Below are 21,239 nucleotides of genomic sequence, written 5' to 3'. Positions count from 1 at the left end.
ATTTGACTGCTGGTTTGTAAACTACGTAATCGCCAAATTCTTAGGGTCGGGTAGCGCTACCTCAGACCTCAAATCGTTTAAAGCGGTCGGGCCGGAAACCACCACTTTTCCCCGTTCCGGCGCTGTCGATCGCCGCGACGCGCCTGAAAGCCGACCGGCAAGTACCGGGACGGAAAGCTGCCCGGCGACAGGCACCCCGCAAGCGAACGCTCCGCTATGCCAGGAGCCCCAGATGCTCGATCAGGATCGCGGTGCCGATCCCGATCAGTACGATGCCGCCGGTAATCTCGGCCCATTTGCCGAAGCGCACCCCGACCACGCTGCCGATGAGCATGCCGATGGTCGTGAAGACGAAGGTCGTGAGACCGATGCTCGCTGCGATGACCCAGATGTTCGCACCGATAAAGGCGAGGCCCACCCCGATCGCCGCCGCGTCGAGGCTTGTCCCGATGGCGGTTGCGACCAGGGCCAGCGCGCCCGAGGCGGGAGGCGCATCGTCCCCATCGCCGCGCCGCGCCGCGTCGAAAATCATCTTCCCGCCGACAATGCCGAGCAGGGAAAAAGCTATCCAGTGATCGACCTGCTGAACGAAGCTCGCGGCCACGATACCCAGTGCCCAGCCGATGATCGGGGTGACGGCTTCGATGATGCCGAAAACGGCGCCCGCCCGTACGGCCTTCAGGAACGACATGCGATGTGATGCGCCCCGGCCAACCGCCGCGGCAAAAGCGTCGGTCGACATGCTCATCGAAAGAAGGGCCACTGCGCCGGGGGTCATTGCACGCTCCACCGGGCAGCGAGACACGCACCCACACCGGCCGGCTCGGCAGTGGGATGCGCTGGTCTCGCTAGGCGAACTGAATTCGCTGATCACGCCACGCTCGATGTAGACAAGGAGCAAGGATGTTGACGTGAACCCGGCTACGGCCGGAAGCTACTCCCCAACAGGAGCGGCCCCGTTAGCGCAGCGCCCGCAAGCTGACAACATGCCAAGCTGCGACACCGGGTTTGTGGCGGACCTGTCTGGGCGAGCGGCCCGACATTCGACCGGCGGGTTTGGGAACGCCGTGCTGCCGGGCGGGAGCGCCCCAGCTCCGGCCATGCACCCCGCCCGATGGCCCTCGGTCAGCTATGGCGCTTCGCGATGGCGGAGAGAGAAACCCAGGCGGGAAGGAAGAAAACGAAAAACGACAGATCGGCCGAGCGACCATAGCCGAGCCCGCCGAGCACGGACTGCGCGATAAGAATGAGTGCAACCGTCGGAAAGATGATGATGGCCATCGTCGCCCATCCCTTCCAATGGCAGGGCATGTAGCTCCAACCGACATTCTCGAACCAGATTTCGCGATCCATTGTGGCATCGTGCTGAACGCGACGACCTGGTGTCAATGGTCGGCGAGCCCGAGAGCGTGCGTTTGCGGTTGGCCCGTAGCCGCCACGTTGCGCACTCTGCCACAGGGTGGCATCGCTCACATCATGGGCGCCCGCAAAGGCGAGCGCCCATCCCAGCCGGCGATCAATGCGCCTCCATCCCCATCCGCTTCAGATTGTTGCTCGCCTTGGGCCGCGGCGAATATTCGCGGGGCCGGCGAGGCGACCCGGTTGCGCGGAGCGTGCCTGCACCGATCTTGGTGACGCCCTGGGTGGCGCCTGCTTCGCTTGACGGGAGCGGCTTCAAGACGCCGCTGCTGCGGATTTCGCGCTGAATACCAGCGGCGGCATCGCGCCGGGGCGCATCGCGCAGAACGGTGGCCGAGCCGTTACGGCCGCCGAAACCGGTCGACGGGGCGCCGGCGGGCTTGCCGCGATCCTGCGCGAGGGCGGGGGTCGCGATGACGAGGGCCGAGATGGCCGCGGCAATGATGATCGACTTCGACATGGTAATATCCTCCATCCGGTTCGGCGGGCGTCGCTGCCGGCGCGATGGCGGTTTCACTAGGCGGGGCGGATCGGAGCGGGGAGTTGCAACGGCGCGCTGCGGAAGGTGCAACCGCCGTGCAACGTTGCAAGTCGCGGTCGCATTTCCGCGCAGATTGCGGCGTATTCCGCCTGTGGCGGCAGCAAGCGTCTAGCGGCCCGCCGTTCGGCGTCCCACCACGTTCGCCCGCGCCGGCGCCATCGACCGACGCGACCCAGCTGCAAGCCGACCAGCCGGCTCGGGAACGAGAAGCTGCCCGGCGGCAAGCGCCGCACTGGCGGCCACACCAAGTCTGTGTAGGATGAGGATATGCGAGAGCGTTTTTGGCATCTGCCGATAAAACTCGTCCTGCCCGTTGTGGCAGGGCAGTTTGCGGGCGACTGGATTTGGAGCAGGAATTTTCTGGAGGCCGTTGATCGGTTCCCCATGCGTGCCATCATGACCGTCGCTGTCGTTTTGGTCTGGTCGGGGTTCAGAGGTTGGCGATCAGCCAGAAAGCAGACATTTTCCTGACCACCATGTTGCGCCGTTCCGGCGCCGTCGATCGACGTGGCCCGTCTGAAAGCCGACCGGCAGTCGTCGCGACAGAAAGCAGCCCGGCGGCATCCGCCGCCATGGCCGTCGCGCCCCGAAACTGGTAGCGTCATCGCCATGATGCTGGAGATGCTTCTTGCCGTTGCCGTGGCGTCGGCCGTTGCGCCAGATGCCTTCAGCCCTGCCCCCATCCCGCCTCGCGCCTGCCCGAGCAATGCCGGGCTCGCGACCTTGCTTGCCGCCTCCGATGTGGTGCTGGTCGGCGAGATGGATGTGCCGAAGCAACGGCTCGTCGATGAAGCACGCAAGGCATCGCCGGCCTATCTGGACATCCCGATACGCGTCGAGCGCGTCGTGAAGGGCGAGAGCATGGAAGGTGCGACGGTGCGCTTCTATCCGCGCGACGCTGCCTATAAGCCGTCGAACGACGCCCTTCTCGGTCTGGCGGACAAACCCGCAATCCTGCTTCTCACCCGCGTGGAGGCCGGTCCCGCCGGCCTTTATTTCGCGGGCGACACGCCGGACGCGCTGAAGCCGGCAAGCGACGCGACGGTGGCGGCGGTGCGCGCCGAGGCGGCGCGGCAGGCGCAGATCGTCGCATCGTGGCGTGCCGACACCACGCTACCGCACTTCGCCGAGGTGCGGGACCTCATCGCCCGTCTCGGTACGGTGAGCGGCGATGAGCAACAGCGCGTGTTTGACCAGCTTGAGGCGCTTGGCGAAGCAGCGGTGCCCGCCATCATCGCGCAGATGGATGAACGACGGCCCTTGCGCACGCGGGCGATGTCGCTGGTGAACCACGCCCCGGACGCCTTTGAGGGCATGCGCCACTATGGCCCCGAGCAGGTGGTGGACGGACTCGACGCGGTGCTCAACCAGATCACCGGTCAGCGCTTTGGGTCGATCGTGAACGGCGGTTCGCCGCGCGAACGCGATGCGGCGGTCGCTGGCTGGCGCAGCTACGCCGCCGATCTCCACTGCAAGCAGGGCCGATAGCGCAAGGTTACCGTCGTCCTCCGCGCCTGCGCTGCCATCGCCCGCGCGACGAAGCGCCAAAGCCAGGGCATCGCCGATGGCCGGGAGGCGTCCTACCGGGCATTTTTCAGCAATTCTCGCCCCGCCTGCAGCGGGGTGCCGGTTATCGGTTGAGCCTTGTCCCTGGCCTCACCCTTACAAATCAGCGCCTGAAGCGCCCTTCCCCAACTTCCCGGTGCCGCCTCTTGCCAGGGCGAGGGCTTTAGCCAGGGACGATGCTGGGCAGCAAAATTCTCCGTCGTCCCCGACCAATAGGTCGCCGATAGCGCCATAAGACGAATCTTGCTGGTCGAACAATCGAGATCGACCGAAAGCAGCCGCTCTTCTGTGGGCGAGCTTTTATCGCCGTCTACCTGGGCGACGCGCACCGTCCGCATATCACCCTGCTCGGTGACGCTCGCAAGATCGACGAAGTTGACCGTCAGCCCGATGGTCGCGGGTTACGCCAAACATACGCCAGTCACTCGCGATCGGGCTGGCGGCGACCAGCAACAAGATAAGTGCGTAACAGCGCATAGGAGCCCCCCGGAGAAGGTCGCGGCCGGCGAAAGCTATCGACCACCACCTCGCTGTTTTCATTGAATCAATGCTGACCCGTGTCAACGGCCGCTCCCCACCGGATTTCTCGGCTCGCTCCTGATCGCGCGAGGCGGCGTGCCTGACAGGCGCGAGGCGGCAATCGCCCTGGTTGCCGCCATTGCCGGAACATGATGTACCGCTTCGTCCAAGGCTGGCGAGGCGACATGAGCAAGGATGCGATCAGCCAGCAAGCAGCGGCTTGCAGAATTCGGCACGGCGCTGCTTCAAATAGGCCGAGGAAGCGGCCGATTCCCCGTTCTTCTTCGCCACGACGTGTATTTTGGCGCTCATCCGATCCCTGAGGATGGTGTAATTTGCGGCGAGAACTTCGGTCGCCCGGCGGATGTCCCGGATGTCATGCGCAATCTGCAGCACTTCACGGGCCGCCAGTGTCGCCGCGCCTTCGAAATTGGCGAGGTCGCTCCACTTGTCGCGCATCTCGTCGCGGATGCGATCGCTGTTGCCGAAATTATCGTAAAAGCGCGCATAGTCGATCCGCTTGTCGAGCGGCAGCAATTCCAGACTGGTCCCCGTCGAGCGCCAGATCGCGGTCAACGAGATCTGCCCTGGCATGCGGCCGAACTCGCCGGCGAGTTGAAGCGGGCGCCCCGCCGATACCGACATGCTCCATTTGGCGATGTCGCCGAGGCGGCGGTCGATACAGGGCGTGAGCTCGACCGTGTCCTTCAACACGGCGAGGTTGTGCGACAGTTCGACGTCCAGGGCCTCGCTCAATTCGATCGCCTGGCTTCGGTGGTGCAGGGCCTCGACCGTCTGTTCTGCAGCGAGCGCCATCAACACACCGATGACGATGATGCCGATTTCGCCGAGAAGCTCTCGCATATTATGGATCGGCTTTGGCTTGTGAATGTCCATCGTGTCGGTCGTCTCAATAGCTGGAGCGGGGGTGTCGGCACCGGGCACCACCGCCTGCTGCGTGACCATGTCAGCCTGGAAACCGTCCCCCATCCGCGCATCGTGCGGATCGGCACCTCGAATGACAAGGTCGATCTCGGTGCCATGGCGAAGCGGCATCGCGCCCGGCTACGCCGTTCATCACCGCAGCGCATCCTCGCTTGCGAAGGCGCGGATTGGCTGTCAGCCTGCCTTTTCCAACGGGGGGATGTTCGATGGCCACGGCAGCAGCCGCACTCATCGCGCGGGCAAGGCGCGAGATTCAGCACCATTTCTTTGCCGCGGACGCCGTCCGGCCGGATCGCGCGACGCCCTTCGTCGCCGCGAACGCGATCGAGCGGCGGCAATTCGACCGGATGCGGGACAGCGGGATTATCCGACAGGAGGGTGCCGACCGCTATTGGCTCGACGTCGTGGCCTATGACGTGGCGCTGCGGGCGCGACACGGCCGCGTTCGGCTTGCCTTGATTGTCATGATCGTCGTGCTGGCGGCGGGCATCGCCATTCCGCTCGTCGGGAAGCTGTTGTCGGGGCATTGAGGCTGTCGCGGGACGGGTGACAGGCGGCGGGTGCGGCCTCTTGCGGACATTCCCGACCGGCGCCAGGAAGTGACCATGGGCGTTCAGGGAAGCTGCCACTGCGGCAAGGTGCGGATCGAGCTGCCGGGCGCGCCCGAATGGGTGGCGGACTGTAACTGCTCGCTGTGCCGCAAGCTCGCCTGGCGCGTGGCGTATTTCCCGCCGGAACAGGTGCGCATCTCGGGCGAGACCATCGCCTATGTCTGGGGCGACAGGATGATCGGCATTCATCACTGCCCGGTGTGCGGCTGCGGGACGCATTGGGAGACGCTTGGCGAGGATTTCGGCAAGATGGGGATCAATGCGCGTTTGCTCGACGGTTTCGATGAGAGCGCGATCGAGGTCAGGAAATTCGACAATGCGGGGTGAGTGCGGGGCGAGCGGCTGCGTACTTTCAAATTTGCTCCGGTGCCATCGATCGACGCGACGGGGCATAACGCTGCGCTTGCAGTGACTTGTCCCGTGCCGCAAAGCTGCGCGATGAAAATCGCCCGCCTGTTCATCGTGTTGCTCGCGTTGCTCGCCAGCGCACATCCCGCCTTTGCGCAAACGGACGCGGCTTCGTCAGCCGCGGATCGGCAGCGCTTCGTCGGCATCGTGCGAAGCCTCGAACGCACGCCGCTCGACCCCGCGCTGCAGGCAGACCGGCAATGGGCGCTGCAATGGGCAACGGACGCGCCGGATGTGTCGGTCGACGTCTGCATGGACCCGCTCGGAGGCGCGTCGCAAAAGGACTATGCGCATTTTCCGCAGATCGTCTTCCAATATACCATCGCGATGGCCGCCTTCGTCATCGAGAATCCGGCAAAGGCGAACGACGCGGACGCGCAACAGCTGGCCGGGGTCGAGAGCGCACTGAAGGCCTATCGCTCGATACACGCCGCCCAGCCGGATGTTACATCGCCGGCGCTGGAAAAGCTGCTGGGCATGCAGGGTCGCGGCGAGCTGGCCGGCTTTGTGCAAAAGGCCTATCCGCCGCTGCATGGCGAAGGACGCTCGGTAAGATCACCGAGCCCCGCTGCGTCTTTCCGGCGGGTCGCGCCGATCGGCCGGCGAGTCGGCAATCGGCTCGCCTCAAGAGAGCCACAGCGGAAACCGATGAAACCGCTGCCCGAGAGCGCTGCGTCCGCAAGGCGCTCTGGGTGATCCAACACCGACCAACCGGCACGTGATCGTCGCCCGGACTTAAGATTCACGAAAGTCTGGACCGCTATGATGTCGTATGGATCGGATTCGTCGCAACAGATTGAACGTTTTCCTCTTTCTCGGAGTCCTGCTGTGCCTCGGCATCGCAGCTGGCACCTCATTCAGCGGAACGGTCAAGATGAACGTCAGCACGAATCAGGGTGTCCTTGGTCCGGTTCAGTTAGGCATCCATGGGCTCTGGGGAGACGATGCGCGCGCCTCGCCGCCGATTCAGAACCCGGAATCACCGCTCGCCGTCAAGATCGTTCATTCTGATATCCAGCCGACCGCTGAAGAAATTTCGTTGATGAAATCAATGCGAGAGGTTTTGCGTAGTTGCGAACAAATGGTAATAGATCGAGAATCTGGAAATAGAAGCGGGTATCACGTCGAGCCTATACCCGATATATATATGGTACACCGCCACTTTACTGCGGTCGAAAAACGTCAAATACGCGATTACATTGTAACGTTACGGGGAAATTGCCAACAAAACGCGCTGTAGAGGCAGTTGCGTCCGACGGTATTTTTCGGCTTGAAGCTCCGCACCTAGAGCAGGATGTGATTAATTTGAATCGCATCCTGCTCTATAATCTTTTGTTGTCGCGGGATTTGTAGCGAAAACCGGTTCCCACTTTTTCGCATCCCGCTCTAGCCGTTGTTGCGCGACGTGGCTGCAGCCACGGAACGGCGGATCGCTCGGGGCGATCCGGCAACCGCGCTCACAATATCGTGACGACGACGGCAAAAAATTACTCGGGCAGCCGGCCGCGTGCGACAGGTCTGATCGAAACGGGTGGCCGCGATGGTTGCGCCGCCGGCGCGCGCGGGCGCGGGAACACCAGGTCGGCACGCACCGGAAAATGGTCGGAGCCGACATCCGGCAACACGCGCAAGCTTCCCGCCACCGCGCCGCGGGTCAGGATCTGGTCGATCTGGATCATCAGATACGACCTGTCCACCGGCCAGCTGTAGCGCAACCCCGATCCTGCCGGCCATTGCATCCCGATGTCGAGCAGCGGCGCGAGGCTGTGCGACCACAAGGTGGCATTGAGATCGCCGGCAAGGATCACCGGCTTGGTCGACGTCTGCGCCAGGCGCGCGAGCGCTTGGAGATAGGCACGGTTTTCCGCTGCCAGGCCGCGTCGTGCCGGCGGCTGCGGGTGCGCGACCAGCACCACCATGTCGGCGAACTCCTGCCGGCCCAGCGGCATATGGTGCCGGCCGATGCGAAAGACGCGCGCCGTGAAGGGCCGGCGGGCATAGGCGGCAATGCCGAAAACGCCTGGCCCGGCATGGAAGCGGTAAGGATAACGGTCCGCGAGCGTGTCGAGGTGCGCTATCCATGCCGGCGTGGTCTCGGCGGCAAGGAACAGATCGGGCGCCTCGGCGCGCACCATGGCGGTTACACGATCATAGTGGCGATTGTCGCACAGCACATTGGCGAAGACGACGCTGACGGCGTCGCCCCGGGCGCGCGCCGGCAGGCTGTGCCGTACCATCAGCCGTTCCGCGATCGGCCCGAGCGCGCCGACAAGCGCGGCGACGGCAAGTGCATGAAGACAGCGCTGCCGAAACGCCACGCTCAGCGCCGCAAGCACCGCGGCGGCAAGGAGCATTTGCAGGCGAAACGGCGTGACCATGTCGCCTTGCCACAACCATGGGCCGGCCAGGGCCACAATTTCCGCGCCGAGCAGGACGATGAGCGCAGCGGCCAGCAGCCATCGGGAGAAAAGCCCCATGCTCCTGTGCCCGAGGCGTTCGTTGACCGCGATCATGCACGGCGCCCTACCGGATGGGCGTGCAGTCAACATCCATCGCTTGTCCGTTTTTCGTCGAGAGCCAAAGGTCGCGGGGGCGCCGGCAGATCCACCCATCAGGGCGGATCACTTGACCTCACGCGCTTGCATTTCAAAAAATCAAATGCCGTGCCGCGCTGGTCGATCGCTATCGCCCCGTTGCGGGCTTTCGCGCCTGCGGGCATCTACCGCGCATGACGGACAAACCCTGGACCTTCGAGCGGCGAAAGCGGCTGCGCCTGAAAAGGGCGCGCCGCGCGCGGCAGCCGATATGCAACGAGCGGCCGGGGCGGTTCGGCCTTCGGGCGTCGCTGGCCGAGATCGGCGGGATCGCGCGGCTGTTGCGGCGGCATGGCCTTGCGGTGACAGTGCCGGCGCTGGTTTCGCCGGCGCAGTGGAAGATCACCGCGACCGTCCCCGACGCGTTGAGCGACGATCGTCTGCTACGCCTCTGCCAGCTGATCGATCGCACGCGCTCGCTCGGCCTGTTGACCAGCGTCAATGTGCGGCTGTTCCGCTGGCTGGGGAAGGACCGACGGCAACCGGCGCGCTTCTACCACAACCGGAACAGGCGGTGATCGCCTTGTCGCACCGCGCTGTCCGGCTATACCGGCGTTGCACGAACAGGGGGCACGACCGATGGCTATCGCGCTAGTTTATCTCATGATGATCGCCGCCGCGCCGCCCGCCGTGCCGCGGCATTGTGGCGTTTTGTGCCGGCTGGCCGACCAGGTCCCCGCCAAAATGCCCGAGATTTCCGGCACGCCGCCGGAACACATGGAAGTGGCGTTTGCGGACTATGCCGCCTGTCTCACCGGTGCGCTGGAAAAATCCGCGATATCGGCACAATCCTCGCGCGAGGAGATCGATGGCGCGCTTCAGGCGGTCGACGACGGCTGTGTTGCGGTGGGTGCGGCGGCAACCGGCGCCTTCAGCAAGATCGTGGTCGATAGCGGCTCGCGCAACACGCCCGACGAAATCGCGCGCTTCGCCGATTATGTGCGCGCGATGATCGGTGCGGGCATGCTGATGCCGGTCCTCGCCAAAAAGGTCGGCGCGGCCGGATCGAAAGAATATGCGGAGATGGCCAAGGCCGCTGCCGCATCGCTGATGGCGCGCAAATAATCCGCTTAGCGCCGGCGCCCTGCGCCGACGCTACCGGCTGCGATAGGTCAGCGCGATCGGGCCGTCGGTGGTGTTGCCGCCGATCCGGTTGCCGCCGAGACTGGCCACGCCGCTGCCGCCGAGCAGGTAAAGGCCGATTCCGTTGTTGACGATCGTGCTGAGGCCGATGGTCGCGACGAGCGGACCGTTGAGCGTCAGGGCATAGCTGTTGCGGCTGAACGTGGTGCCGGTCACGGTCAGCTGCGTGCTGCCGCTGCCGAGCGGCGATTTCGCCAGCACGCCGACATAGTCGCCGCTGAACAGGCTGCGGTCGATGCTCGCCTGGATCGTCGCATTGGTCTTGCCGACGGTGTCGAGGCGCACGCCGACCGCGCTGTTGTTCTGGAAGGTCGCGTCGAGGATCGCGACCGCGACGCTTGCGCCCGAGGCCGGGCTGACCATCAGGCCGCTGAGATTGTCCGCCACGCTCGTCCTGGTGACGAAGATTTTCGTCGCGCCGACCGAGGGAGCAACCAGCATGGCATTGGCGCCGGTCGCGGTGAAGCCGTGCAGGCGGCTGTTCTCGACGCGCAGCGTGCCGACCGACTGGACGAGGATGCCGTTGCCCGCGGCCGCACTGCCCGAGATATCGAGCCCGCTGAGCGTGACGATATCGGCCGGGCCGGCGGCGATGACGATGCCGTTGCCGGCGGCGACGGGCACGCTGGCGCCGGTACGATCGCAGAGGATCGAGACCGATTGGACGATCGTCGCCTGGCCGTAGCCGGCGCGATCGAGGCAGTTAAGCTCGCCGCCGGGCACGGTCAGCGCAAGCGCCGCCTGGAAGGTCAGGCATGGCGCGGCGCGCGTGCACGGATTGGAATCGAGGCCGCTGCGCGACACCCAGCTGCGGCCGATCGCGACCGCCGCGGCATAGCTGAACTGGTCGGCCGGCGCGGTCGCGCTGGTGCCGGTGGGGGTGGTGACGGTGATGTCGACCGTGCCGCTGCCGGCGGGCGCGGTGGTATCGATCTCGGTCGGGCCGACGATCGTGAACGGCGCAGCGACGGTGCCGAATTTGACGGCGGTCGCGCCGCTCAGCCCGGTGCCGGTGATCGTCACCGCCACCCCGCCGGCGGCCGGGCCACCGGTCGGCGACACGGCGGTGACGGTCGGGCGCGACGCCACGGTGAAGCTGGTGGTGGTGGATGGCACGGAGCTGACACCACCGACCTGCACCGTGGCCGAGACGCCGTGACCGCCCTCGGCGAGGGCGGTCGGCTGCGTCACGGTCCAGGACCCGCCGCCATCGACGGCGGTGGTCAGCGGCGTGGCGCTGTCGACCGTCACGGTGACGATCGATCCGGCTGCCGCGTTGGAAGTGCCGCTATAGGACGGCGTGGCGGTGGTCACCGTGGCGCCCGCGGCGGGGGTGACGATCAGCGGCGCGTCGGGCGCAGCGGCGATATCGATGTTGAAGGTCTGCGAACCGCTATAGGGTCCCGAGCCCGTCGAACTGTCGACCGCCATGATGGTGACGGTGAAACGGCCCGCCACCGTCGGTGTGCCCGACAGCGCGCCGTGCGGGCCGAGCACGAGCCCGGTCGGCAGCGCGCCGGCCATCAACGAGAAGCTATAGGGCGCGGTCCCGCCGGTTACGGTCACCTGCGCGGTATAGGGGACAAACTGGCTGCCGCCCGGGATTGTCGCGAACACCAGCGTCGGGGTGGCCACGGCAAGTATTTGCGAGGCTCTGGAGGTACTCGGCGTGCTGCCGGCGGTGCTGTCGCTCGCCTGCACGACGAAGGAAAAGGTGCCGCCGGCGGACGGCGTGCCGGACAACATACCGGCGCTCGACAGGGTCAGGCCGGGCGGCAGCGTGCCGGAAAAGAGCGTATAGCTATAGGGCGCAGTCCCGCCGCTCGCGCTGTAGGTTTTGCTGTAGGGCACGCCGACGGTCCCGCCGGGCGGCGTCCCGGGTATAAAGGCGATCGATGGCGCGGCCACGACGATGAAGAAAGGGCGCGCACCGACGTTGCCGAAACTGTCGGTGGCGGTGATCGTGAGGGAGAAGTTGCCCTTGGCGGTCGGCGTGCCGCTCATCACGCCGTCGCTCGTCAGGCTGAGCCCCGCTGGCAAGACGCCTGTCTTCACAGCATAGCTGTATGGTGCGGCGCCGCCCGATGCGCTGAGCGTTGCGCTGTAGGCGACACCGGCCTTGACGCCGGCAAAGGAGCTCGGTGTGATGGCGATTATCGCCGCACTCACGACGATGCTGAAGCCCCGGCTCGCCGCATAGGGGCCGGGATAAGGCGAGGCATCGGTGGCGACGACGCTGAAATTGTAGGTGCCGAGCGTGGTCGGCGTGCCCGACAGCGCGCCGTTGGTGGCGAGCGTCAAGCCGGGGGGCAAGGCGCCGGTGTCGATCGTGAAGCGATAGGGCGCCGTACCGCCGCCGGCGGTGATCGTAGCGGCATAGGCCAGGCCGCGCTTCGCCCCGGGCAAGCTGGCCGTGGCGATGACGACGGTCGGCGGCGCGATCGTCAGACTATAGGCACGATAGCCGATATAGGGGCCACTGCCATCAGAACTGTCGCTGGCGGCGACGGTGAAGCTGAAGGTGCCCGGCGGTCGTCGCGGTGCCCGACAGCAGGCCGGCGGCGCTCAGCGCGAGCCCCGGCGGCAGCGCGCCGGCGCTGAGCGAAAAGGCATAGGGCGCGGTCGCGCCGCTCGCGGTGATGGTCTGGCTGTACGCGGCGGTCACCGCCCCGTCGGGCAGGGTTGCCGGCGTCAGCAGGACGGTCGGCGCAGCGACGGTGAGCGTGTAGTTGCGGCTGCCGCTATAGGGACCGCCGTCGCTGTAGATGTCGGTCGCGGTGACGGTGAAGGAAAAGCTGCCCCCGACGCGCGGCGTGCCGGCGATCGCGCCGCCCGGCGACAGGCTCAGCCCGGTCGGCAGCGCGCCGGCGGTGATCGCAAAGCCGAGGGGCGGAGTGCCGCCGCTCGCCGTCAGGTCGCTGCGATAGGAGCGATCGGTGACGGCGTCCGCGAGTGTCGTGGGATCGATCGTAATCGCCGGGGGCGCGCCCGATGCGACAGTGATGGCAGGAATATTCGAACCTGGCGATTCGCCGCCATTATAGGTCTGCGGCAAGGCAAGCAGGGAATAGTTGCCATCGGACAGCGCCGGCAGTGCGACGTGCCAGGCGCCATTGCCATCGACCGTGACGCCCGCGCCGAAAACCAGGTCGCCATTGCTGTCGGATACCGCGAGCCTCAGCGTGTTGCCCGGATCGGCGGTTCCGGTGACGATGATGTGTTGCGAATAGATTTTCGACCCATCGATCGGGAAGGTAATCGTCGCCCGATCGATCGCGAGATAGGTATAGCCGTTCGGCACAGTCGCGATGCCGGCAGGCGTGGTCACCGCGACATCGACGGCGCCGGGGGCGGGAAAATCGCCATTGGCATTGCTGGCGAGCGACGCCGGCGGCACCGTGACGGTGAGCGAGGTCGCGCCGTTGATCGCGAAGCTCGCGCTGTTGCCGCCGAAGGTGACCGCGGTCGTGGTGTCGAGACCGGTGCCGGTGATGGTGATGGTGTTGGTGCCGATGACCGCCCCGCTGGCGGGCGAGATCGCCGTAATGGTCGGCGCCTCCTGCGCGACGGCGGCGCTCGCGCCGATCAGCAGCATGACCGAGACGAGCAACGCCAGCGCGCGCGTGACCTTGCGGCAAACGGCTGCGATGGCGGGCGCGACCGCGCCGAATGGCGTCGCCTCGCCAGGCATGGCGACGGGTGCGCCAGCGGCGCGCAGCAGATCTGACATTCATTTGCCCCCTTGATCCAGAAGCGGACCGAGCAGGCAAAATCTGTGGCGCCGTCTCGCCGTGCGGCGGAGTCCGACGCGCCAAACCGGGCGAGCTTGGACGTCGGTTAGCAGAAATAACTCAGACCGATATGGTGTATTCCTTACAAAAGCCGGCGGCCTTATCTTTCCGACGCGGTCCGGTCGCCGCGCCGTTGCCGCGATCGGCAAGAACGGTCATGAATGGCGCAATGACGCGCAGATCCTCGACTTTCGACGCGCACAAGCGGTGGCAGCGGAACGGGGCGCGCCGCGTGACCGTGACCGCTGACCGGGTCGCGACGCCCTTCGCTTCGGACCCGCGCGCATGAAGCACTATCTGTTCGTGTGCAGCCAGAACCGGCTGCGCAGCCCGACGGCGGAGCAGGTGTTCGCGGCGCGGCGCGACATCGAAGTCGATTCCGCCGGCACCAACCACGATGCGGAAAACCCGCTGACCGGCGAGTTGCTGCACTGGGCCGACATCATCGTCGTGATGGAGCGGACGCACCGCAGCAAGATCCAGCGGCGCTTTCGCCGGCATCTCGGCGGCAAGCGCATCGTCTGTCTCGACATTCCCGATGAGTATGCGTTCATGGACCCGGCGCTGATCCGGCTGCTCGCGGCGCGGATGGCGCGGCATCTGCCGATGGCGCCGGTGCGGGAGGAGGTTGCGGAGGCCCAACAAGCGTCAGATCTCACCACCACGATCATGCCCGAAGGCGAGCGCCCGGCAGGCTGGACCCCGGCCTTCGCCGGGGGAGTTGGAAAGTAACGCTGCCGGGCGTTTCGCAGCCCGGCGTTCATGAACGCCGCTCCACGACGCGCTACCCCGCGTTGGCGAAGGCGGCCATGTCCATCCACATCGCTTCCCAGACATGGCCGTCGGGATCGGCGAGATTGCGGTTGTACATGAAGCCGAGGTCCTGCTTCGGGTTGATGTCGGCGGTCCCGCCATGCGCGGCGGCGGCGTCGTTCATCGCGTCGACCGCGGCGCGACTGTCGCAGGAAATCGCCAGCAACACCTCGCTCATGCTGCTCGGCGGGATCGGGCGCGTCGTGAAGGTGTGCCATTTGGCATGCGTCAGCAGCATGACGTTGATCGTCTCGCTCACAACCATGCAGGCGCTGGTCTCGTCGCTGAACTGCGGGTTGTTGGTGAAGCCGATCGCTTCGTAAAAGGCGCGCGCTTTCGCCAGATCGGTGACGGGCAGGTTTACGAAAATCATTCTCGACATGGCGTCCGCTCCCGTCGGGTGCACCGCAGGGAATCGGCGCGCGTCGCGGGCGGCTATTGCACGCGGGACGGATCGGATACGACGAAGCTGCCGTCAAGCTTGTGCCACACCAGGGCAGTCCATTTGTCGCCATCGGTCAGCCGCAGGATGAGGCGGTAATTGGTCCCCGCAACGACCTGCCGCTGCACCGTGACGATCGTATCGAGGCCGGCATGCCCGGCCGGGAGTTTCGCCAGCAGCGCCTGCGCCGCGGCGCGAATGTCGCGGTCGCCGGCCGGATTTGCCACCGCGCTCCAGCCGCCGGCGCGCGGTGCCTCGACGATCGTCAGCGTGCCTTCGGTGGTGAGGGTGATGCCGGCAACATGGTCGGTCGTTCGCGCGATGACGCGGTATTGCCCCAATGCCTCGCCATCCTCGATCCGCAGCCCCAGCCCGCCCTCGCTCAGCTGAAGACGGCCCGACGGCGGCGGCGGCTGGTCCCATATCGGGGCCTCGCCCCCCGCGTCATAGGGCTTGCCGCGCGGATCGAGCGTCTCGAAGCGCACCGAGACATGGCAATTGCCATCGGCGCCGGCCTTGCAGCCGCGAAAGACGATGAACGAAAAGATCGGCTGGTTGCGCGTCGCCTGGTCCTGCGTCGCGATGCGCACGCCCTCGGTCGGTTGCGCCCAGTCCTTGTGCAATTGCTCGGGGTCGGTGGTGAAAATCTGCAGCGTGCCGAAGTCCCCTTGCGTCGCCTGGTCCGGCCCGGGCGGCATCGCGCGCACGCCCGGATCGCTGACCTGCGCCACTGCCGCGCTGGCGGCGGCGGCGGCGGTGGCGGTGATCATCAGCGCGAGCGACACGAAACGCATGCGACGTCCTCTCATCCGGGCGGTCGATCACGGGCGACGGGGATGTTCCTTCACCAACCCGGTTACCCGTCGGGCACGCTCGCACAGATGCCGCGGACGGACCAGCGCGGATGACCCCACATGCCGTTGGCGTTGGCGCCCACCGTGCCCCTGCCCCACCCATCCTGGCGCAGCACGGGGTGGATGACGCGCAACCCGTGGTTCGAGGCCGAGGTGCTGCCGTCGCTGCGGCGCGAGATCGGCGCGCGACTGTAGTGCGGCGGGACGGCGAACACCGCGCGACGCAGTCGCGGGGGGAGAGCGCCGAGCGCGAGCCACAGCGACGGCGCGACGTCAGTAAAAAATTCGCGCGATCAGCGTGGCATTTCAGCGCAATTCACTATCGCGGCGGTTAAAATACTTTCTCCTCCTCGATCTGTTGTTGCCACAAGTTAAAATCTAAACCGAATTGACTAATGCCGTTACGATAACGTAACGCAATCAACGACAAGAATTGCGTGCTTTACGTATTTATACGTAAGAAATCGCTGTCCAATGTCGCTGTCACGGATTAGTCATATCGCGTGGAGCGGTTGCAACAACTCGAACCCGAACTTCTCGCCCGTCGCAGAGCTACGTTGCGCTCGCTCAGTATCGCCGGCGCGGCGACCACCGTTGCGATCTCGCTGGCGATCCTGCTGCTTTATGCCAGCCACGACGCCGGCTTTTACCAGGCGCATCGCCTGCTGTTCCAGATGAAGGCCAATTCGGCGCTGGGCTTTGCGGCGGCGGGCGGGGCATTGCTCGCCCTGCTCCACGGTAAACGGCGCTGGAGCGCGGCGCTGGCGGCGGTGCCGCTGCTGATCGGCGGGCTGACCCTGCTCGAATATCTCGGCGTCGCGATCCCGATCGACCAGCTGTTGATCAGCGACTGGCCTGCCGCCGCCGGGCCGATGCCCGGACGTTCGCCCCCGAACACCGCGACGATCCTCCTGCTCTCAGGCATCGTCATCCTGCTGCTGCTCACGGCCCGACGCGAGGCGGCGCATCGCCTGGCGCTGTTTGTGGTGCCGCTCGCCATCGTCGCGGTCGCGATGGAGGCGCTGGCAGGTCAGATCGGCCAATCCGCCTTTGCCGTCGGCTGGTGGAGCGGCCGGCCGATGTCGATCCCCTCGGCACTTTGCGCGCTGAGCCTCGGCGCGGCGATGCTCGCGCAGGGCTGGCAGGACGAGACCGCGGTGATATCGCGGCTGCCGCCCTGGCTGCCGGCGCTGGGCTTCTTCGCGGTGGCTTTGTTCGACGTCTACACCCCGCTCGATGTCAATGCCGGCCTGTGCTATGCGCCGCTGGTCGCCTGCGCGCTGTGGTTTCAGCGCGCCTATCTCACTGTTGCCTTCGCGGCGATGGCGACGTTGCTGATCGTCTTCGGCCTGTTCGCCTCGCCGCCCGGCCACATTCCGTTCGACGTCGCGGCCGTCAATCGCAGCTTTGCGATCGCCGGGGTGTGGCTGGTAGCGGCGCTCGTCTACGCACGGCACGTCACGCGCCGCGATTTGCGCCGCTGCAAGCATCATTTCGCGACGGCCCAGTCGATCGCGTCCATCGGCAGTTTCGAGCTGCGCTTTTCCGACATGATGATGACCGGCAGCAGCGCCTTCCAGGCGCTGCACGGGCTGCACGAGGACGCGACCTGCGACTGGGCGACCTTTCTGCGCACCAGCATTCCGCTGGACGAGCGCGGCACGTTGGACGGCATGATCACCGCCGCAAAGGCCGGGCATGAGGCACGCGACCTCGACTACAGCTATTTGCGTCACGGCGCCGACGTCCACAACGCGGTGATGCATGTCGATCTGCTGCTGGATTCGCTGGGCAAGCCGGTTGGGATCATCGGCGTGGTCCATGACGTCACCGCGCTGCGCCGTGCCGAGGTGCAGCAAACCGATATCGGGGTGCAGCTGCGCCATGCGCAAAAGCTCGAATCGCTCGGCATGTTCGCCGGCGGCATCGCGCACGACCTCAACAATACGCTGGTGCCGATCACGACGCTGGCGCCGCTGCTGATGGAAAGCAGCGACCCCGCGGGCCAGCAGATCCTCGAGGTGATGATCGGCTGCGCCAAACGCGCGCGCGACCTGGTGCGTGAGATGCTCGCCTTCAGCCGCAAGGAAGAGGCCGCGCCCGAGCCGATCAGGCTCGACCTGTTGGTGCGCGAGGCGATGACGATCATCCGCGCTGGCATCCCGACGAACATCGCCGTCGTCGACGCGCTCGCGCCGGTGCCGCCGGTGCTCGGCAGCAAGGGACAGATCTACCAGACGATCCTCAATCTCGCGACCAATGCGGCGCAGGCGATCGGCGAGCGGCCGGGCACGATCACGATCGGTTCGAGCAGCGAGCCCGGCGGCGCGGGCGACACGGCGAATGTCAGGCTGTTCGTCGCCGATGACGGACCGGGCATGGACGTGGCGACCGCGCGGCGCGTTTTCGAACCCTATTTCAGCACCAAGTCCAGCACCGGCAGCACCGGCGGCACCGGCGGCACCGGCGGCACCGGCGGCACCGGCCTCGGGCTCGCGATCGTCAACAAGATCGTCAAGAGCCATGGCGGCACGATCCTGGTGCGCACCGCGCCTGCCAAAGGCACGCGTTTCGACCTGTTGTTTCCCGCCATGCCCCGGCAAGCCGCCCAGGGATGAATGTCGTGACCCAGACTATCTTGGTGATCGACGACAATGACGCGATCCGCCTGTCGCTTTCGATCCTGCTGGAAGCCAAGGGTTATGCGGTGGTGCTCGCGGCCGACGGGCCGAGCGGCGTCGACGCGGTGCGCAACCACCGGCCGGATCTCGTCATCAGCGACTTGATGATGCCGGGCGAGCCCGGCATGAGCGCGATAGCCCGGATTCGCGCCGCGGCACCGGACCTGCCGATCATCGCCATGTCGGGCAGCGTCGAGGCCGGGCTGACGAGCTTCCGGGACCGGGCGCTCGCCGCCGGCGCGACCCGTTATCTGGAAAAGCCGTTCGACGCGCGCGAGCTGCTCGAGCTGGTCGGCGAGACCCTCGTTCCCGACGGCTGACGCTAGCGGCGGATAGAAGGCGGCTGAAACCGGATCCCGCTCATTTCGCGATGCCGGGGTGCGGTGTTACCGCCGCGACGACCGCCGTGACCGGCGCGCTGGCGGCGAGGATGACGTGGAGCGGCTGCACCGCGACGATCAGGCCGACGCCCCACCCATAGGCCGGGTGGATGCGGCGTCGACGGTAAAAGTCGTGCAGCGGCCCGACCAGCGCGAGCGCGACGAGCAAGGCGAGCGACAGCGGCACGATCATCGCCAGGCCGAACGCGTGCAGCGGCGCGAGCCGGCCGAGCGCCGGCCAGGTCAGCAGCACCGTCGCGCACAGCATCAGCCTTTTGTGCCAGTCGCTGCGCCGCCGCAGCGCCACCGCCCAGCCGAACAGGCCGGCGAACAGCAGCATGTCGGTCAGGTCGGACGAGAACATCATCGCCGGGGTAAAGAAGGGCGGCGTCGCGCCGCGGCGGATCGCCAGCAAATCGGTGGCGATGCCGAGCGGGACCATCACCACGACGAGCGCGATCGATGCGAAGCCGAGCGTGCGGTGCAGCCGGTACGATCGCCACCTGACCAGCGCCGCCTGGAACGCGAACAGCGCGATCCAGCAGACCATCACCGCGCCGTGGAGATGCACCCAGATCGGCAGACCGGGCGGCGCGAGGCTGGCGGCATAGCTCGGCCCGAAGCCGGCGGTGATGATCAGCGCGATAACCAGCGACATCGTCGCGAAGAAACTCCAGCCGCCGCGCGCGCGGCCACCCTGTCCGATCGAAACCCCTGCCACGAACATCCCCTGCTTGCCCCGATCAGGCTGTCATGCGGCAACGCCGGCGACAATCCCTCTTGCGCCGACATTGGCGCAAAGGCCGGCTGTGTCCGGATTGCCGGGCGTAGCGGCAAATGCCATGCTCGACGACAGGATGAACGTGCCGCGAAGCCCCACCGAAGTGCGACGCCGCGAGGCGGGGGAGGAACTCTATCGTCAGTTCGCGGCGCCGACGCCTTCGGTGATCGAAGGCTGCCCCTGCTGTATTGAAAAGCGCGACGTCGATGTCCTGCTGTCGACACCGTTGCGCGCACTGTCCGGTCAGGCGCTCTGGCCCTATGTCTCGAGCGTTTTCCTGACGGCCGGCAGCACGCACGACTTTCGCTATTTCCTGCCGCGCATTTTCGAGATCGCGCTCGTCGATCCAGAAAATTCGAACGACGCCGAGATCGTTCTCGACAGGCTTGAGCGCGCGGCTTGGCAGCAATGGCCGCAGGGCGAACGCGACGCGATCACCGCGTTCGTCGATGTCTGGCTCGATCAGGCGATCAGCGAGGACGTGTCCGCGTTGATCGAGGATTCTTTCGGCTGGGAGGCCGAAGGCGTGCTTTGCGGCATCGCCCGCGCCGGCTTGCCGATTGGCCCGTGGCTGGCGCGCCTGCGCGAACCAGTCGCCGCACCGATCCTTGCCGATCTGAAAGCGCGATATCCCCATGAGCTATCGGCGTTTTGGGACGATGCGCCTGCCGGCCTCGCCGAACTGTCGGCTTTCCTGGCGGCGTAGAACAAGCGTGCGTCTACCCCGACGCATAAGGCGTGCCGTCCTTGTGGACGAAACGGCCATCGGCATTGGCGCTCTGCATGTCGATGTCGGAACAAGTGGTAAGGTCGTCGGGGTGGCGCGACCCGACTTCGAGATAGACCGCGGTCCGGTCCGCGCGGTTGACCAGATGATGGCCGTTGCCGCTCGCCTTGGGAAAGGCGGCGGCGTAACCGGCGCGCAGCACCGTCTCGCCGGCATCCTCGACCAGCACCAGCTCGCCCTCGATGACATAGACGAACTCGTCCTCGTGCGAATGCCAGTGGCGCTGGCTCGACCAAGCGCCGGGCGGCAGGCGCATGAGGTTGACCCCGAAGTCGACCAGCCCGCCCGCCGCGCCAAGCCGCTGCCGCAGGCGCCCGGCGCAAGGCGCGTCGAAGGGCGGCGGATAGCCCGCGCCTTCGCGAACCGGCACACGTTCGAGGTCGATCCTGGGCATGGCCATCTCCGCCGCAATCAACAGACGACAATCTTTCGCCACCCCGATATCCGCGACCGTGGGGCCCGGCTCGAGAGGGTGCGTTCGCCCTGCCCACGATCGCGTAACATCGCTCACGACGGACCTGGCGGCACGCAGAGAGCTTTGGTCGCTTCTGGCAGGTGGCATTGACGCAGGCACGCGTCGCGCGCAGGCGGGGGCATGGCCAAAGCCGATCGTCTCGAACGCCTCGATGCCCAGCGCGCCGCGCTGGAGGAAGACTATGCCGCCACGCTGATCGCGGCGCTGCAACGTACCGCGGGCGGTGCCTGGGGGCTGTTCGGCCACAAGAATGATCGCACCGCGACGGCGCGTTACGCCGAGGTGGTGGCCGAGCTGACCGAGACCGGCGAAACGATCGACGCGATGCGCGCGCAGCTCGGCATCGAGCCCTTCGCGCTGCACCACGCCTTTCTCGCCAGCCGCGGGCCGGTCGCGTCGAGCAAGATGGGCGAGCCGCGCCAGGCACGGGCGTGGCTGGAAGAGCTCGGCATCCCGGTGACGGGGAACGCGGGCTAACCCCGGCGCGCC

General features: G+C 66.4%; 26 protein-coding genes. 13 read left to right on the top strand and 13 right to left on the bottom strand.

Annotation, left to right across the window (positions count from 1 at the left end; genetic code table 11):
• Positions 1-214: 214 nt before the first annotated feature.
• The 4 genes from U1839_RS01830 to U1839_RS01815 form a co-directional block, all read right to left on the bottom strand.
• Positions 215-874, bottom strand: coding sequence for a manganese efflux pump MntP (locus U1839_RS01830; protein WP_443030556.1), 660 nt, complete (start codon positions 872-874; stop codon positions 215-217).
• A gap of 251 nt (positions 875-1,125) precedes the next feature.
• A complete protein-coding gene (locus U1839_RS01825; RefSeq protein WP_332801964.1) occupies positions 1,126-1,353 on the bottom strand; it encodes a hypothetical protein in 228 nt (75 codons plus the stop codon).
• A gap of 163 nt (positions 1,354-1,516) precedes the next feature.
• Positions 1,517-1,879: a hypothetical protein gene (locus tag U1839_RS01820; protein ID WP_332801963.1), complete on the bottom strand. Its 363-nt coding sequence runs from the start codon at positions 1,877-1,879 to the stop codon at positions 1,517-1,519.
• A gap of 511 nt (positions 1,880-2,390) precedes the next feature.
• Positions 2,391-2,534 carry a hypothetical protein gene (locus U1839_RS01815; RefSeq protein WP_332801962.1) on the bottom strand — a complete coding sequence of 48 codons (144 nt, stop codon included), beginning with the start codon at positions 2,532-2,534 and terminating at the stop codon, positions 2,391-2,393.
• 167 nt (positions 2,535-2,701) lie between these two features.
• On the opposite strand from U1839_RS01815, the gene U1839_RS01810 reads away from it, so the two are divergent.
• Positions 2,702-3,448: a hypothetical protein gene (locus U1839_RS01810; protein ID WP_332801961.1), complete on the top strand. Its 747-nt coding sequence runs from the start codon at positions 2,702-2,704 to the stop codon at positions 3,446-3,448.
• Between the two features lie 92 nt (positions 3,449-3,540).
• On the opposite strand, the gene U1839_RS01805 is transcribed toward U1839_RS01810, so the two are convergent.
• Both U1839_RS01805 and U1839_RS01800 read right to left on the bottom strand, forming a co-directional pair.
• Positions 3,541-3,855 carry a hypothetical protein gene (locus tag U1839_RS01805; RefSeq protein ID WP_332801960.1) on the bottom strand — a complete coding sequence of 105 codons (315 nt, stop codon included), beginning with the start codon at positions 3,853-3,855 and terminating at the stop codon, positions 3,541-3,543.
• Positions 3,856-4,246: 391 nt separating this feature from the next.
• On the bottom strand, positions 4,247-5,101 hold the full coding sequence (locus tag U1839_RS01800; RefSeq protein WP_332801959.1) for a hypothetical protein: 855 nt from the start codon (positions 5,099-5,101) through the stop codon (positions 4,247-4,249).
• Positions 5,102-5,157: 56 nt separating this feature from the next.
• On the opposite strand from U1839_RS01800, the gene U1839_RS01795 reads away from it, so the two are divergent.
• The 4 genes from U1839_RS01795 (at position 5,158) to U1839_RS01780 (ending at position 7,249) form a co-directional block, all read left to right on the top strand.
• A complete protein-coding gene (locus U1839_RS01795) occupies positions 5,158-5,520 on the top strand; it encodes a hypothetical protein (protein WP_332801958.1) in 363 nt (120 codons plus the stop codon).
• A 30-nt stretch (positions 5,521-5,550) separates the two neighbouring features.
• Positions 5,551-5,928 (top strand): GFA family protein, encoded by a 378-nt coding sequence (locus tag U1839_RS01790; protein WP_332801957.1) that lies wholly within the window; start codon positions 5,551-5,553, stop codon positions 5,926-5,928.
• 138 nt (positions 5,929-6,066) lie between these two features.
• Positions 6,067-6,705, top strand: a complete 639-nt coding sequence (locus U1839_RS01785) for a hypothetical protein (RefSeq protein ID WP_332801956.1) — start codon at positions 6,067-6,069, stop codon at positions 6,703-6,705.
• Between the two features lie 178 nt (positions 6,706-6,883).
• Entirely contained in the window at positions 6,884-7,249 is a 366-nt protein-coding gene (locus tag U1839_RS01780) for a hypothetical protein (RefSeq protein ID WP_332801955.1), read from the top strand.
• Positions 7,250-7,496: 247 nt separating this feature from the next.
• On the opposite strand, the gene U1839_RS01775 is transcribed toward U1839_RS01780, so the two are convergent.
• Entirely contained in the window at positions 7,497-8,522 is a 1,026-nt protein-coding gene (locus tag U1839_RS01775; RefSeq protein ID WP_332801954.1) for an endonuclease/exonuclease/phosphatase family protein, read from the bottom strand.
• Positions 8,523-8,737: 215 nt separating this feature from the next.
• On the opposite strand from U1839_RS01775, the gene U1839_RS01770 reads away from it, so the two are divergent.
• The gene (locus U1839_RS01770) at positions 8,738-9,121 is read left to right on the top strand and encodes a hypothetical protein (RefSeq protein WP_332801953.1); all 384 of its coding nucleotides are present in this window, start codon (positions 8,738-8,740) and stop codon (positions 9,119-9,121) included.
• A gap of 61 nt (positions 9,122-9,182) precedes the next feature.
• On the top strand, positions 9,183-9,668 hold the full coding sequence (locus U1839_RS01765) for a hypothetical protein (protein ID WP_332801952.1): 486 nt from the start codon (positions 9,183-9,185) through the stop codon (positions 9,666-9,668).
• Positions 9,669-9,698: 30 nt separating this feature from the next.
• Here U1839_RS01765 and U1839_RS01760 read toward each other — a convergent pair whose 3' ends face one another.
• Positions 9,699-12,167, bottom strand: coding sequence for a beta strand repeat-containing protein (locus tag U1839_RS01760; RefSeq protein ID WP_332802086.1), 2,469 nt, complete (start codon positions 12,165-12,167; stop codon positions 9,699-9,701).
• A 64-nt stretch (positions 12,168-12,231) separates the two neighbouring features.
• Positions 12,232-13,476, bottom strand: coding sequence for an Ig domain-containing protein (locus tag U1839_RS01755; protein WP_332801951.1), 1,245 nt, complete (start codon positions 13,474-13,476; stop codon positions 12,232-12,234).
• 346 nt (positions 13,477-13,822) lie between these two features.
• Between U1839_RS01755 and U1839_RS01750 the strand changes: the two genes are divergently transcribed.
• Entirely contained in the window at positions 13,823-14,269 is a 447-nt protein-coding gene (locus U1839_RS01750) for a low molecular weight protein tyrosine phosphatase family protein (protein ID WP_332801950.1), read from the top strand.
• Between the two features lie 52 nt (positions 14,270-14,321).
• On the opposite strand, the gene U1839_RS01745 is transcribed toward U1839_RS01750, so the two are convergent.
• Complete coding sequence (locus tag U1839_RS01745) at positions 14,322-14,732, bottom strand: VOC family protein (protein ID WP_332801949.1); 411 nt, start codon at positions 14,730-14,732, stop codon at positions 14,322-14,324.
• Between the two features lie 53 nt (positions 14,733-14,785).
• Positions 14,786-15,586 carry a cystatin family protein gene (locus U1839_RS01740; protein ID WP_332801948.1) on the bottom strand — a complete coding sequence of 267 codons (801 nt, stop codon included), beginning with the start codon at positions 15,584-15,586 and terminating at the stop codon, positions 14,786-14,788.
• A gap of 120 nt (positions 15,587-15,706) precedes the next feature.
• Between U1839_RS01740 and U1839_RS01735 the strand changes: the two genes are divergently transcribed.
• From U1839_RS01735 to U1839_RS01725, 3 genes are all read left to right on the top strand, one after another.
• Positions 15,707-15,841: a uracil-DNA glycosylase family protein gene (locus tag U1839_RS01735; RefSeq protein WP_443030555.1), complete on the top strand. Its 135-nt coding sequence runs from the start codon at positions 15,707-15,709 to the stop codon at positions 15,839-15,841.
• Positions 15,842-16,149: 308 nt separating this feature from the next.
• The gene (locus U1839_RS01730) at positions 16,150-18,264 is read left to right on the top strand and encodes a two-component system sensor histidine kinase NtrB (protein ID WP_332801947.1); all 2,115 of its coding nucleotides are present in this window, start codon (positions 16,150-16,152) and stop codon (positions 18,262-18,264) included.
• Positions 18,265-18,287: 23 nt separating this feature from the next.
• Positions 18,288-18,647, top strand: a complete 360-nt coding sequence (locus U1839_RS01725; protein WP_332802085.1) for a response regulator — start codon at positions 18,288-18,290, stop codon at positions 18,645-18,647.
• Between the two features lie 40 nt (positions 18,648-18,687).
• Here the strand turns inward: U1839_RS01725 and U1839_RS01720 are convergent, their stop codons facing one another.
• On the bottom strand, positions 18,688-19,428 hold the full coding sequence (locus U1839_RS01720) for a hypothetical protein (RefSeq protein ID WP_332801946.1): 741 nt from the start codon (positions 19,426-19,428) through the stop codon (positions 18,688-18,690).
• Between the two features lie 121 nt (positions 19,429-19,549).
• On the opposite strand from U1839_RS01720, the gene U1839_RS01715 reads away from it, so the two are divergent.
• Complete coding sequence (locus tag U1839_RS01715; RefSeq protein WP_332801945.1) at positions 19,550-20,194, top strand: hypothetical protein; 645 nt, start codon at positions 19,550-19,552, stop codon at positions 20,192-20,194.
• Between the two features lie 13 nt (positions 20,195-20,207).
• Here U1839_RS01715 and U1839_RS01710 read toward each other — a convergent pair whose 3' ends face one another.
• Positions 20,208-20,669, bottom strand: a complete 462-nt coding sequence (locus U1839_RS01710) for a cupin domain-containing protein (RefSeq protein ID WP_332801944.1) — start codon at positions 20,667-20,669, stop codon at positions 20,208-20,210.
• A 201-nt stretch (positions 20,670-20,870) separates the two neighbouring features.
• On the opposite strand from U1839_RS01710, the gene U1839_RS01705 reads away from it, so the two are divergent.
• Entirely contained in the window at positions 20,871-21,227 is a 357-nt protein-coding gene (locus U1839_RS01705; protein WP_332801943.1) for a hypothetical protein, read from the top strand.
• Positions 21,228-21,239: the final 12 nt, after the last annotated feature.

The sequence above is a fragment of the Parasphingomonas halimpatiens genome, assembly GCF_036663795.1.
Classification (GTDB): domain Bacteria; phylum Pseudomonadota; class Alphaproteobacteria; order Sphingomonadales; family Sphingomonadaceae; genus Sphingomonas.
This window is presented reverse-complemented; position numbering and strand designations above follow the sequence as displayed.